This window comes from Candidatus Flexicrinis affinis, assembly GCA_016716525.1.
Lineage (GTDB): Bacteria > Chloroflexota > Anaerolineae > Aggregatilineales > Phototrophicaceae > Flexicrinis > Flexicrinis affinis.
On record JADJWE010000010.1, the window covers coordinates 364,268 to 377,606 of the forward strand.

General features: G+C 66.2%; 11 protein-coding genes. 3 read left to right on the forward strand and 8 right to left on the reverse strand.

The genetic code is table 11. The features are described from left to right. Window positions 1-101: 101 nt before the first annotated feature. The gene (locus IPM16_23825; GenBank protein MBK9126138.1) at window positions 102-1,571 is read right to left on the reverse strand and encodes a LysM peptidoglycan-binding domain-containing protein; all 1,470 of its coding nucleotides are present in this window, start codon (window positions 1,569-1,571) and stop codon (window positions 102-104) included. Window positions 1,572-1,813: 242 nt separating this feature from the next. Here IPM16_23825 and IPM16_23830 point away from each other — a divergent pair, with 242 nt between their 5' ends. Genes IPM16_23830 through recN form a run of 3 tightly spaced genes read left to right on the forward strand, consistent with a single transcriptional unit; the run spans window position 1,814 to window position 5,043 of the window. Beyond that, the gene (locus IPM16_23830; protein MBK9126139.1) at window positions 1,814-2,695 is read left to right on the forward strand and encodes an NAD(+)/NADH kinase; all 882 of its coding nucleotides are present in this window, start codon (window positions 1,814-1,816) and stop codon (window positions 2,693-2,695) included. Window positions 2,696-2,750: 55 nt separating this feature from the next. Beyond that, window positions 2,751-3,272 (forward strand): B-box zinc finger protein, encoded by a 522-nt coding sequence (locus IPM16_23835; GenBank protein MBK9126140.1) that lies wholly within the window; start codon window positions 2,751-2,753, stop codon window positions 3,270-3,272. 13 nt (window positions 3,273-3,285) lie between these two features. Beyond that, a complete protein-coding gene (gene recN, locus IPM16_23840; GenBank protein ID MBK9126141.1) occupies window positions 3,286-5,043 on the forward strand; it encodes a DNA repair protein RecN in 1,758 nt (585 codons plus the stop codon). Window positions 5,044-5,203: 160 nt separating this feature from the next. Here recN and IPM16_23845 read toward each other — a convergent pair whose 3' ends face one another. The 7 genes from IPM16_23845 to IPM16_23875 all read right to left on the reverse strand — a co-directional run bounded on the left by IPM16_23845 (window position 5,204) and on the right by IPM16_23875 (window position 13,330). Next, window positions 5,204-6,124, reverse strand: a complete 921-nt coding sequence (locus IPM16_23845) for a phosphotriesterase (GenBank protein MBK9126142.1) — start codon at window positions 6,122-6,124, stop codon at window positions 5,204-5,206. Between the two features lie 3 nt (window positions 6,125-6,127). Then, a complete protein-coding gene (locus IPM16_23850; GenBank protein MBK9126143.1) occupies window positions 6,128-7,081 on the reverse strand; it encodes a carbohydrate kinase family protein in 954 nt (317 codons plus the stop codon). 1 nt (window position 7,082) lies between these two features. Then, window positions 7,083-8,372: an FAD-dependent oxidoreductase gene (locus IPM16_23855; protein MBK9126144.1), complete on the reverse strand. Its 1,290-nt coding sequence runs from the start codon at window positions 8,370-8,372 to the stop codon at window positions 7,083-7,085. 588 nt (window positions 8,373-8,960) lie between these two features. After that, on the reverse strand, window positions 8,961-9,896 hold the full coding sequence (locus IPM16_23860) for a shikimate dehydrogenase (protein MBK9126145.1): 936 nt from the start codon (window positions 9,894-9,896) through the stop codon (window positions 8,961-8,963). Continuing rightward, entirely contained in the window at window positions 9,896-10,723 is an 828-nt protein-coding gene (locus IPM16_23865; GenBank protein ID MBK9126146.1) for an SIS domain-containing protein, read from the reverse strand. Before IPM16_23865 ends, IPM16_23860 begins: the two co-directional genes overlap by 1 nt. 487 nt (window positions 10,724-11,210) lie before the next feature. Next, window positions 11,211-12,227, reverse strand: a complete 1,017-nt coding sequence (locus tag IPM16_23870) for an ABC transporter ATP-binding protein (protein MBK9126147.1) — start codon at window positions 12,225-12,227, stop codon at window positions 11,211-11,213. Next, a complete protein-coding gene (locus IPM16_23875; protein ID MBK9126148.1) occupies window positions 12,224-13,330 on the reverse strand; it encodes an iron ABC transporter permease in 1,107 nt (368 codons plus the stop codon). Before IPM16_23875 ends, IPM16_23870 begins: the two co-directional genes overlap by 4 nt. Between the last annotated feature and the right edge of the window lie 9 nt (window positions 13,331-13,339).

A 13,339-nucleotide genomic window follows, 5' to 3' on the forward strand; every position in this document is an offset into this window, starting at 1 on the left:
TTATGCGCAGAGTTCACTGATAATTCCGTGAGTGTCCCAACCGTTCGTCGCCATGATGCGGGACAAACGGTTGGGATTGGCGTCTGGGGTGCGCTTACCGACTAATCGTCGTCGTCATCGCCACTGTCATCGTCGTCGTCATCATCGTCGTCATCGTCGTCGTCATCCGACGAACCGCTGCTGTCGTCGTCGTCATCGTCATCACGACCGCGGTCGTCGTCATCATCGTCGTCGTCGCGACCGCGGTCGTCATCATCGTCGTCGTCGTCGTCGCTCGACCCGCTGCCGGAGTTCGAGGGCGGCGCGATCTCAACCGGGACGTACAGGCGCTCGCCCACACGGATCAGGCTGGCGTTGGCGAGGCAGTTGGCAGCGACCAGCGCATCCACCGTCGTGCCAGCGGCGCCAGCGATACGGCTGAGCGTGTCGCCACGGCGGACGCGGTAGGTCTCCCAGCCTGACGGGCGCGGGCAGTTGGCACGGCCATCGTCGTCATCGTCGTCGTCACGGTCGTCGTCGTCATCATCGCGGTCGTCGTCATCGTCACGGTCATCGTCATCGTCCTCGATGTCGATCTCAAGCGCGAGCAGCGTCCCGTCGTTCAGGGTTGCATACTCGACCTCGACCCACACACCGACTGCGAGCGTTTCGTCGTCATCGTCGATCTCGGCGCGCGAGATATCGAAGGTCAGACCGGCGACCACCATCGTTGTGCCGCTGAGCGATTGAACGACACCGGTAACCTCACCGTCGTCATCAAACGCGTCGTCATCATCGTCGTCGCCGAAGTCGTCGTCATCGTCATCGTTTACGTCGTCATCGTCGTCGATTTCGATTTCGACCGCACGCAGCGAGCCATCGGCTTCGATAACGTACTCGACCTCGACAAACACACCAACCGCCAGCACGTCGTCGTCGTCATCATCGATGTCGGCGCCAACAATGTTGAAGGTCAGCCCGGCAACGGTCATTGACGCGGCATCAAGTGCCTGCACGACACCGGCAATCCGGCCGTCCGAATCGTCGCGGTCGTCGTCATCATCGTCATCGTCGTCGTCCGCGTCATCGAACGGATCGTTGAGATCGTCCGGGTCGCCTTCGCGAATGCGGAAGCCGAACAGCACGCCGTCATAAACGAAATCGATCTCGACCAGCACGCCGCTGACCAACACGATACCGTCGATGCGTGCTTGGCTGATGTCAAACGTCAGGCCGCCAACGAGGGCGGTGGTTGCATCGAACGACTCGAGATTGCCGGTAATCTCGCCAACAGTCGCGATGCCGTCGTCATCGTCCTCGACATCCTGTACCTTGTAGGCCGTAAGCGTACCGCCGTTGGCCGTGAACTTGACCTCCACGAGTTCGCCGACCTGCGGCGACACGTTGGCGTCGATCACCGCGGTCGAGGCCTGGAAACCGAGACCGCTTACCCACAGCATCGAACCATCGAAACTCTCGATAGCCCCCACGTACTTGCCAACTGCCGGCGCGCTCTGCGCACTGGCGGCGCCGAATACGCCAACCAGCGTGCTGAGAACCAGCACCGCCACGAGGATCAACCGCTTTGCCATACGTTTCACTCCTTGATCGAAAACCTGTTTGTGTCGGGGGATGAACTGCTTGCCCGTACACCCATACCGACCGCTAATTCGGCAAAAGGTTGCGGCGAGTTTTATGAGTGTTCGATGAGTGCCCCTCGATCTTGCTCAATTAGAACGTTCGTGCTATTGTTCTGCAGGTCGGCTATTGGCAGTTGTTTCGCCTGACGGTAGACTCGGCCGCCGACGGATGGATACCAGAACGCGAGGCGCCGGTGAGCGAAGTAACACGGGTGGGTGTGTTGGCGCATCCGCTGCGACCGCAAACCTTCCCGGTGGCAGAGCTGATCGCGGCGTCGCTGCGCGCGCGCGGCGTTGGCACGGTCGTGTTCACGGAATGGCAAGACATCGAAGTTGCCTCGCTTATCGATACATTCGGCCTCGTCATCGCGATCGGCGGGGACGGCGCCATGCTGCGCGCGGCGCGCGTGTGCGCCCCGTTCGGCGTGCCGGTGCTGGGGATCAACATGGGCCAGCTCGGCTTCCTGACCGAGGTGCGCGAACCCGATCAATGGCCGGAGTACATCGACCGCGTGCTAGCGCGCGACTATTGGATCGAGCAGCGCATGATGCTGGCCGCGGTCGTGCTTCGTAACGGCGCGGTCATCGCCGTGGCCGAGGCGCTCAACGACGTGGTCGTGTCCGGCGACGTCGTCGGCCGCATGATCCAGCTCGAGACGCATATCGACGGCCACTGGACGACGACCTACAATGCCGACGGGTTGGTGATCGCCACCGCGACCGGCTCGACGGCTTATGCGCTGGCGTGCGGCGGGCCGATCCTGCCGCCGGAGCTCAAGAACATACTGGTCGTGCCGGCCGCCCCGCACATGAGCATGGATCGGCCGATTGTGCTCAGCGAGGGCGCGAAGGTCGAGGTCCGGCCATCGTCCAGCAACCGCAGCGGAATCGCCGTCACGGCCGACGGCGTGTACGTCGCCGATTTACAGCCCGGCGATCGCGTTACGGTGCAGGCCAGTCAACACGTCAGCCAGTTCGTGCGCACGCGCGCGCGCAATTACTTCTATCGTTCGCTGCTGGATCGGTTCGAGCCGCGCGTGCGGCACAGGCAAGCCGACGATGAGGCCGATTCATGACGGTTTTCATGTATATGTCAGGAACCTGTGGCACACTCGGTTGTCGGAGGATTGGATGACCGATCAGACTTTCGAAGACACCCAGCACGACCACGATGAAGTAACATATTGCGAAGTGCATCCCGATCGCGAGACGGGGCTGCGCTGCAACCGGTGCGGGCGCTATATGTGCGCGCAGTGCGCCGTTCAGACGCCCGTCGGCTACCGCTGCCGCGAGTGCGTGCGCGAAGTAGAGGACAAGTTCTTCTCCGGCACGCAGTCCGACTACGTGATCGCGTTTGCGGTGGCCGCCGCTGCGGCTGCGGTCGGGGGATTCCTGCTCATCCAACTGCGGATTACAGGCATCCTGCTGCTGATGATTTTCGCGGCGCTTCCGGCCGGCGGCGCGCTGGCGCAGCTCATCTTCCGCGTGGTGGGCAAGCGGCGCGGGCGCTACACGGCACAGATCGCCGCCGCCGGCGTATTGATCGGCGCGGCGGGCGCGGCCTTCCTGACCGGCGGGTTTCGCAGCATCGGGCTGTGGATCTTCGCCAGCATCGTGGCCGCATTGGTTTACGGGCGGTTCCGCCTGAACTAAGGGATAAGACGTCATGCTCGAGGAGCTGCGCATCCAGAATTTCGCCATCATCGACCGGCTCGAACTCTCGTTCGCGCCGGGCTTGAACGTCATTACCGGCGAAACGGGCGCAGGCAAGTCGATCATCGTGGACGCGGTGGAACTGCTGCTTGGCGCCAAAGCCGACGCGACCATGATCCGCAGCGGCGCCGAGCGCGCGACGGTCGAAGGCATCTTTGCCCTGCGCGGCATTGCGCGCGGCATGCTGCTGCCGGTGCTCGAGCGCGAAGACCTGCTCGCCGACGGCGACGACATCGTGACGCTCTACCGCGAGGTCCGCGCCAACGGCCGTTCGCTGGCGCGCGTCAACGGCGTGAGCGTCAATCAAGAGGTGCTGCGCGAGGTCGGCGACACGTTGGTCGACATTCACGGCCAAAGCGAACACCTCTCGCTGCTCAACCCGCGCAATCATCTCGACCTGCTCGACCGTTACGCCGACCTGATGGGTATGCGCGACGCGCTCCAGACGCTGGTCGACGTGCTGCACAAAATCCGCGCCGAAATCCGCACCCTCGAGGACGACAAGGACGCGCTCGAACGGCGGGCCGAAATGCTGCGCCACGAGATCGAAGACATTGAATCGGCCAACCTTGACCCGGCCGAAGAAGGCGATCTGCGCGCCGAACGCACCAAGCTCAGCAACAGCGAGCAGTTGGCAACGCTCGCCGCATCGATCATCACGCTGCTCAGCGGCGACGCCGCCGAGGATCTGCCCGGCGTCGACCGCATGCAGCAGGTCGCGGCGGCGCTCGGCAAGCTGGCGGCTATCGATGCGGATTTGCAGGACTGGGCGGAGGTCGCGGAAGGCATCGCGGCGCAGGTGCAGGACCTCGCCGTCGAGATGGCCGACTATGCCGACGCCGTCGAATACAATCCGCAGCGCCTCAACGACATCGAGGAACGCCTCGAGGTCATCAACAAGCTCAAGCGGCGCTACAACGCCGACTCGGTCGCGGCGCTGTTGGCCCGCGCCACCGCCGCCCGTGAAGCCCTCGCCGGCATCGAAAACAGCGACGAGCGCCTCGAAGACCTGCGAAAGCAGGAACGCGACAAGCTGACGCACATCGGCGACCTCTCCAACAAGATTAGCGGCGTGCGCAAGACGGTCGGCAAGCAGCTTTCCAAGCGCGTCATGCGCGAGCTGGCCGACCTGCGCATGGAGCGCGCCCAATTCGAAATCGGGATCGAGCAGCACGAGGACTCCGACGGGTGCATCGTCGGGGAACGTCGGCTCGCGTTCGACGCCACCGGCATCGACAAGGTCGAAATGCTGCTCAGCGCGAACCCGGGCGAGGCGCTGCGTCCGCTGGCCAAAGTCGCCAGCGGCGGCGAAGCGGCGCGCATCATGCTGGCCCTCAAGCGCGTGCTCACCGCCGCCGACCACACCCCGACGCTGATCTTCGACGAGGTCGATCAAGGCATCGGCGGGCGCATCGGCACGGTCGTCGGCGAAAAACTCTGGACGCTCACGCACGGGCATCAGGTGATGGTCGTCACGCATCTGCCGCAGCTTGCCGGCTTTGCCGACCGGCACTATCACGTCAAGAAGATCGCCCAAGCCGACCGCACCAGCACGCACGTCACCGCGCTCGACAACGACGCCGACCGCATCGGCGAACTGGCCGCCATGCTCGGCACTATCGGCGAAAGCGGCATGGCCTCCGCCCGCGATATCCTCGCCGAAGCCCACGCCCGCAAGGTCGCCGCGCAAGGCGCCGCCGCCGAAGGGTAACGACTGGCGTCGGGGCGCTGCCCCGAACCCCGCCAGAAGGCTTTCGCCCTCTGGACTCCCATACCCGCGAACACGGCACGCCAGCGTGCCGTGTTCGCCGTAATGGGGTCAAGGGGTGCAAACCCCTTGTGGAGGTGCGGAGACGAAGCCTCTGTTCCCACTATCCCTTCGGTTCGAAGGCGAGCGCGCGGGCCGGATTGGCGATGAGCAGCGCGTCGATCTGGGCGTCTTCGAGGCCGCGCGCGCGGAGCAGCGGCACGAACGACATCAGCACGTGGGCGAAGCCTTGACCGCCGTGGGCGGCCCAGTTGGATTTGCGGGCGCGGTCGCCGGCAAGGAGGATCTGACCGCCGAATCCGGCGTCGACCATGCGGGCGACGAGGTCGGCGCGCAGGCTGTCGGGGTGATACTTCGCTTTGCCGATCTGGTCGTAGCCGAGGAACACGCCGCGTTGGGCGAGCGCGGTGTGCAGCGCGAAGTCCGGATTGCGGTCGGTGTGGCCGATGATGATGCGGTCGGGCGGCACACCGGCGCGGGTGAGCAGATCGACCTGTTCGAGCGCCATCGTGCCGGCCTCGGTGTGTGTCGAGATCGGCGCGCCGGTGCGGTGATGCGCGAGGGCCGCGGCAGCGAACAGTTTTTCGGCCAGCGGCGAGATCGCGTTGAGCGTGGACGATGCTTTGATGACGCCAGCGGGGGCATCGGTGCCGTCCATGCCGTGCTGCACCTCGGCCGCGAAGCGCGCGGCAAGGATTTCGACATCGGCGGATTCGAGGAACGGCGCGGAGAACCTCTCTTTGTTATAGCCGGTCGCCGCGATGATGTGGACGTGGCTCGCGCGGGCGATGCGCTGCATGGCGGCGGCGTTGCGGCCGTAGTCCGGCGTGGTCATCTCGACCAGCGCGCGCCCGTTGGCGGCGTAATACCCGCGCAGTTCGGCGATCACGCCGGCCTCGTCGTCAAGAATCAGGTCGGGCTCGGCGTACTGTGGCGGTGGCTGACCGTAGACGTGCTCGTGCGGCAGGCAGATCCCGAGGTCTGCCGGCGCGATGTCCCCCAAGACGGTGCGGATGATCGACACGGGTTATCCTCCGCGCAAGCGCGCCTCGACCTCAGCGGGCGACGGAGCGCCGAGGACGCTTTTGCCGCGCTCGACCACGATTGACGCGGCGGCGCAGCCGAACGCGAGCGCCGCTTCGAGCGGACGATCATGCCCCAGTGCATAGAGCAGCCCCGCGTTGAACGTGTCCCCTGCGCCGACCGTGTTGGTCGCCGCGACCGGGAATCCGGCGACGTGCAGCGGTGACTGGCCCGGACGATACGCGCTGGCGCCCTCTTTGCCGCGCTTGAGCACCAGCAGCCGTGCTCCGGCGTCGACGGCGCGCTGGGCGGCGGCGTCAAGATCGTCCGTGCCGGCGAAGATACCGAGCTCGTAATCGTTGGCGAGCAGCACGTCAATGACCGGCAGCAGCGGAGTCAGCTCGTCCAACGTGACCGGTACGCCGAGCGCCGGGCCGATGTCGAGCGCAGTGCGTCCGCCGCGCCCGTGGACGCTGTGCAGCGCGGCGTTATAGCCGGCCCAACGCATGCCCGGCAGCAGCGACGGACCGGTGATCAGCAGCGTGGTCGTCTCGCCCAGCAGCACCGGCGACAGATCGCCGGGCTTCATGTCGTGCAGCGGGCCGGGGTGATAAAACGAGATACGGCGGCCCTTGCCGTCCATCACAGCGGTGGTTGTGGCGCTGCCGTGGGCTTGGCTGTGGATCAGCCCGCGCAGGTCGACCCCGCGTTCGCTCAACCAGCCGTGGACGGTCGTGCCGAACAGGTCGGCACCAACCGCGCTGACCAGCGCGGAATGCGCCCCTAACGCCGCCAGCACGTAGGCGCTGTTGGCCCCGTTGCCGCCGACCGCGGCGGTCAGTGGCCGATCGCACCACGCCAGCCCGATATTCGAGAATTCGTCGTGCTCGAAGCGCGGCAGTTCGCCGAAGCCGGTGATAAACAAGTCGACTGTCGTCGTGCCAATCGTGAGGTACATGTCAGATCACGGCTCCGAGTTCGCGCAGGCTGGATTGTAGCTGGCGGACGTCGACTTCGCGCGGGGTGCAGCCCGCCTCGACGGCTTGCGCCGCTGCCAGCGCCGCGGCCTGACCCATCGCCATGCACTGCCCCATGCTGCGCACCGAGGCGTGCGCGTCGTGGTCGGCGGACAGGCAGCGGCCGACCACCAGCAGTCCGTCGACACCCTTCGGCAGCAGGCACCGATAGGGGATGCCGTACGTCTCGCCGTCGGGCAGATACTGCCAGTGCGTGTCGCTGCCGGCGTGATGGTCCTCGATCGGCGCACCGCAGCGGGCGATGGCGTCGTCGAATTGGCGCGCGGTCAGCACGTCGGCTTTGGTCAGCCGGTAGTCACCGTAGATGCGGCGGCTTTCGCGCACGCCGATCTGCGTGCTGAACCCGCCCAACGCAGCGTTCTCGTAGCCGGGGACTTTGTCGATCAGGAAGCGGGCGTACTCCATCGCCTGCGCGCGGCCTTCGACCTCGGCGCGGGTGAGCTGGTCGGGGTCGGTCGCGTCGATCTCGCCGACGCGCGTCATGTTGGTCGCCATCACGCCGTCCAGCGGGGTGATGTGCACGCTGCCTTCCTTGCGCGGCAGGGCGTAACCGGACTCGATGGCGTCGGCCATCAGCGCGTGAAGTTGTTCCTTCTTGACGGCCGTGGCGCGCGCGACATCGACGTTGATCAGCTTGAAGGTCGTCGTCAGCGATTGTACGGGGCCATCGGCCGCGCTTTCGAACGGGACGCCGGACGCAGCGGCCACGTCGGCGTCGCCGCTGGCGTCGATCACGACGTCGGCGGTCAGCTGCACCAGTCCGCCTTTGTTGGCCGCGACGACACCGCGTACGCGCCCGCCGACGGTGATGGCGTCAAGCACGACGCTGTGATACAGCAGGCGCACACCGGCCTCGCGGGCCAGCGTCTCCCACACGACCTTGAGCGTCTCGGGATCGTAGGTGATGCCTTGGCCGGCGCCGTAGGTGTTCGGGCGCAGCAGCGCCATGCCGCGCGCCATCAACGCATCGACGATGGCATCCGGCACGCCGCCAACGACCTTCTTCGCCTCGCTGCCCGGCGTGTAGAAGCCGTAGAACGTATCGAGCACCTGCGTGCTGATGCCGCCGAGGAAGCCGTAGCGCTCGACCAGCGTGACGCTGCGCCCCGCGCGGGCTGCGGCGATCGCTGCCGTCGCCCCGGCCGATCCGCCGCCGATCACGAGGATGTCGCTGTGGCCGGCGTCACGCATGGGTTTGGTGAACGTGAGCATAGGTTTCTCCTGTTTACCCTGATCCCCGAACCCCTCTCGACCGAACCTCACCCCGCGTCGCTGCGCTCCGCTGCCCCTCTCCCGGCGGAGAGGGGCGTTAGACTCGGCGGGTGGCTCTCCCCCTCTCCATCGGGAGAGGGGGCCGGGGGTGAGGTTTGCCGGGTCGCCGGACATGCCAAATCGTCAAGTTTATTCCCTGCATTCCAAGATGAGGCACGCCAAAGTCCCCTCACCCTAACCCCTCTCGACCGAACCTCACCCCGCGTCGCTGCGCTCCGCTGCCCCTCTCCCGGCGGAGAGGGGCGCTAGACTCGGCGTTGTGGTTCTCCCCCTCGCCAATTTGGAGAGGGGGCCGGGGGTGAGGTTTGCCGGGTCGCCGGACATGCCAAATCGTCAAGTTTATTCCCTGCATTCCAAGACGAGGCACGCCAAAGTCCCCTCACCCTAACCCCTCTCGACCGAACCTCACCCCGCGTCGCTGCGCTCCGCTGCCCCTCTCCCGGCGGAGAGGGGCGTTAGACTCGGCGGGTGGCTCTCCTCTCCATCGGCAGTGGGGGCCGTGGGGTGAGGTTTCTCCTCATCACTTCCCTACCGCACCGCGGCGGCGGACTCGGCCAGCTTGACCCGCGTATCCGGTGTGATCGGCACATCGAAGACGCGGCTGACGACCTCGGCCCAACCGAGCACGAAGTAGTCCCACCCGTCGGTGACGGTCAACGCACGGTCGGCTTGCTGTGCGCGCGCCTGCTGCAAAAAATCGAGATCGCCGCGATAGTTCAAATCCCACGCGATGCCGCGCTCGGGGAACTCGGCCGCATCGGTGATCGGCGAGCCGGGGAGGTCTTTGCCCATACCGGTCGCGTTGATCACCAGCGATCCGTGCGCCAGATCGGATACCAGCAGGTCGGCGCGGCGCGGATCGCCATTCTCGATGAACGTGAACTCGACGCCGATTGGCGACAGATCGGAGACGATGGTGTACAGCGACTCGAGCCGCTCGCTGCGCGGGTCGACGATCGTGACGCGATTCGGGCGATCGTCCGGCGGGACGACGGTGACGATGTTGAGGGCCAGCGCGACGGCCGCGCCGCCTGCGCCAAAGCACAGCAGTTCCGGCTCGCCGCGGCGCCAGTGACCCACAGGCACAAACTGCGCCATCGCCTGGCCGGACGCGGCGATGTCGGTGGCGTGACCGATCAGGCGACCGTCGCGCTTGTAGAGACAGCTCGCTTCGCCGCTCAACGTGGCCTCGGTCGTGAGTTCGTCGATCAGGCCGCGACCGGCGCGCAGCATGCCGAGCTTGTGCGATGTGATCAGCGCACCGCGGACATGCGGCTCGGATTTGACGCGCTCGACCACCGCGCGGTAGTCGGCGGGCAGGGTAAACAACGGCAGATCGACGCCCTCAAGCTGCGCGTCGCCCAGTCCGAGTAATTGCGCCCAGCGCGGAAACATCCGCATGCTGGCCGACTGGCCGGTCGTCACGCCGACGAACAACATCGTCGGGGCGGCGGACTGCTTCACTAGGCCTTGCCTCCGTACGCGCGCACCATCCGGCGGCGGTATTCGTCGTAGGCGGCGTCGAAGCGCTTGGTGCTTTCCTCGCTGCCGATGAACACGCTGCTGGTGATGACCGGCATGGTGATCCCCTGCGCGGTCAGCCGCTCGGCGGTGGCGATCTTGATGGCGTTGGTGATGGCGGCCATCGCGATGGTGGACGCCGGGCCGACCGGATCGTCCATGCCCGGTACGCGCACGACGGCATCGCCGGGGGGCACGCAGTTGTCGATGACGACGTCGGCCAGCTCGCTCAGGCGTTTGCCGCTGCTGTGGCGCGGCTTGGCGGTGCTGCTGTGCTCGATCGACGTGACGGCGATCAGCGGCAGGCCGAGCTTCTTGACCTCGACCGCCATGTCCACGACCGCCTCGTTGACGCCGCTGTTGGAGAAAATCATGAAGCTGTCCGGCTCGGTGAACACGAAATTGCGCAGGATCGCCGGCGCCAGCCCCTCGGTGCGCTCGATGAACAGCGCCTGCCGCTGGCCGTTGGCGCCGACGACCTGATTGTGGAAAGTCAGCGAGAGCTCGACGATGCCATGAAAGCCGGGGAAACTGCCGTAGCGCGGGAACATCTCTTCCACGAACACGCGCGAGTGGCCGGTGGCGAACAGGTGGACGAGCGCGTCGCCGGCGATGCTGCGCGCGCAAATGTCTGCCGCGCGGTTGATCGCGTCCATCTGCGTATCGCGGATGCGCGCAAGGATGCCGCTGGCGGCGTCGAAATAGGCGAGGGTGGGCTGCATGGCGGACTCCGCAAATAAATGTACGGATAAATGTATGTTTGTCCGCATAAATATACCCGACGGCGTGAGGTCGATGCAAGAAGATGGGGGCGGTCGTTGAGACACGCATCCCTCAGCCCGCGCAAAACGCTCACCCCCGGCCCCTCTCCCGACCATCGGTGCTCCCTGCGGTTGTCAGGGAGATGGGAGAATGACGCTGGTAGGCAATTCCTTGACTGGGGATACGGCACCGCCGTGTCCGAGGGAAAAACCGGCCAAAGAGACCAAACCGGTTTCGTAGGGGCGCAGCATGCTGCGCCCGCTGTCGCCCGCCACGCCATATCACGCCGCATCCCGTAAACGCACCCAGATCCTGTCGCATTGCATCCTTACAGAAACCCTCTGTCTCCGTTCTTCGGTCGGACACGGCAAGGCCGTGTCCCTACGCACAATGACCGGCGTCTATGTAAGCCCCTCTCCTCGGGAGAGGGGTTTGGGGTGAGGTTTCAGCGGGTAAGGGGTTTGGCGCGAGGGGGCACGCAGCGGCGCCGCACGATCACGCGGGCGACGCGCCGAGCGCCGCCATGAGCGCGTTGATCGAGTCCGCGCTGTGCGTTTCACCGCCCACAGCCAGCGTCCACGGATGCCCGCCGTTTTGGGTTATCGTGACGCGCGGCACTCCCGCCGCGGCCTCGGAAACCACGGTGTACCCCTCGCGTTCAAGCGCGCGCCGCGTCCACACGTAGGCGACGCCGTCGCCTTGCAGCACGATCGGACGCTTGCCCATCCCGTTCGTCTTGAAGGCGCCGGTCTCGAGGTCGAATTCGACATTGGCGCTGGCGAATGCAGCCTCGAACGCGCCTTGCAGCACGAGGTCTTCCGGCAGGCCGGTGGTCACCTGCCCGCGATCGTCGATCAGCCAGAGCTGATCGGCGGTGCGCAGCGCGAGGTCGAGGTCGTGCGTGGACATGAGGATCGTGCGCCCGGTCCGCCGCGCCAGTCCGCGCAGCAGGGCTATCACCTCGACGCGGCGCGGCAGGTCAAGGTACGCCGTCGGCTCATCGAGGATCATCAAGTCGGGTTCCTGCGCCAGCGCGCGCGCGATCATAATCTTCTGGCGTTCGCCGTCGCTCATGGCGTTGACCGGCCGGCCCGCTAGATGCAGCGCGCCGACCAACTGGAGCGACTCGCGGATCACGGCGTGGTCGTGCGCGCTGAGCTGGCCGTTCCATGACGTGTACGGATGCCGGCCCATCGCCACCAACGCGTAGCCCGTGAACATGCCGACCTCCGTGCGCTGCGTCAACACGACGCTGAGCTGTCGGGCGCGCTCCGCCGCTGTCATGCGGTGGATGTCGCTGCCGCGCAGATCGACCCGCCCACCGACCGGATTCTGCATGCCGGCGATGGTCCGCAGCAGCGTCGACTTGCCGGCCCCGTTCGGCCCGATCAGGCAGACGAGCTTGCCGGCAGGCAGCGCGGCCGAGAACGGCTGTACGACGACCGTCGGCGGCTTTCGGCCTTGAAAGTAGCCGGCGCTGACCGCGTGGAGGTGCACAAAGGTGTCACTCATGATGAGAAGGACTCCTTGATATTCTGACGGCGCAGGACCACCCAGATTACGACCGGCGCGCCGATCAGCGATGTGACCGCGTTCAGCGGTAGGACGATCGTGCTGCCCGGTACGCTGGCGACAAAGGCCGCCACCAGCGCCACGAGCGCGCCGACCAGTATGGTCAGCGGCACGAGTTGGTGATGGTCCGCCGTGTTGAACAGGCTGCGGCACAGGTGCGGCACGGCGATCCCGATGAACCCGATCGGCCCGCAGAACGCGGTGATCGTGCCGGCCAGCAGCGCCGTCGTGATGAGGATCGCGAAGCGCGTGCGCATCAGGTGTAGGCCCATGCTGAACGCATACGACTCACCCAGCAGCAGGGCGTTCAACGGCTTGCCGAGCAGGAACGCAGCGAACAGCCCGCCGACGACGATCGGCCCCATGACGATCAACTGTCCCCACGTCACGCCGGTGAAGCTGCCGAACGTCCACGTGATGTACGCTTGAATCCGCTCCGGAATGCTGAAGTACAGCAGCAGGCTGACGGCCGCGCTGGTCAGGTATCCGAACAGCAGGCCCAGCACCAGCAGCGACATCCCGCTGGCGATGCGGCGCGCGGCGAACAGCACGATCACCAGCACCGCGGTGGCCCCGGCCGAGGCCGCCACCGCCAGTGCCAGATCGCCCATCAGGCCCAGCCCGGCCAAGAAGCTGGTCGTGACGCTGCCGATGGTCAGGACCACCAGCGCCACGCCGAGGCTCGCGCCGGAGCTGACACCCAACACGAACGGGTCGGCCAGCGGGTTGCGGAAGAACGTCTGCATCAGCAGGCCGGCGATCCCCAAGCCCGCGCCCGCCAAGATGGCCGTGATCGCCTGTGGCAGGCGGAAGTCGAGGACAATCCGCGTCCACGACGCGCGGGCGGGTTCCTGACCCAGCAGAATGCGCACCACGTCCTCAAGTGGGATCGTCACCGACCCGACCGCCAGCGTGATCAGGAGCATCGCCACCAGCACGGCGAGCAGGGCGACGATCAGCACTGGCTTGAGGGCAGGCATCGACGCGCCCGCTGCGCTCAACGGCGCGGACCGGCTTTCCGGTGATTCGGGTTGCTGCGCCATGGGCTGCCC

Excerpts from the sequence above, each read along its gene's own strand:
- IPM16_23850 (MBK9126143.1), bottom strand. The coding sequence starts at position 7,081 with ATGTACCTCACGATTGGCACGACGACAGTCGACTTGTTTATCACCGGC.
- IPM16_23870 (MBK9126147.1), bottom strand. The coding sequence starts at position 12,227 with ATGAGTGACACCTTTGTGCACCTCCACGCGGTCAGCGCCGGCTACTTT.
- IPM16_23865 (MBK9126146.1), bottom strand. The coding sequence starts at position 10,723 with ATGCGGACAAACATACATTTATCCGTACATTTATTTGCGGAGTCCGCC.
- IPM16_23875 (MBK9126148.1), bottom strand. The coding sequence starts at position 13,330 with ATGGCGCAGCAACCCGAATCACCGGAAAGCCGGTCCGCGCCGTTGAGC.
- IPM16_23825 (MBK9126138.1), bottom strand. The coding sequence starts at position 1,571 with ATGGCAAAGCGGTTGATCCTCGTGGCGGTGCTGGTTCTCAGCACGCTG.
- IPM16_23855 (MBK9126144.1), bottom strand. The coding sequence starts at position 8,372 with ATGCTCACGTTCACCAAACCCATGCGTGACGCCGGCCACAGCGACATC.
- IPM16_23835 (MBK9126140.1), top strand. The coding sequence starts at position 2,751 with ATGACCGATCAGACTTTCGAAGACACCCAGCACGACCACGATGAAGTA.
- recN (MBK9126141.1), top strand. The coding sequence starts at position 3,286 with ATGCTCGAGGAGCTGCGCATCCAGAATTTCGCCATCATCGACCGGCTC.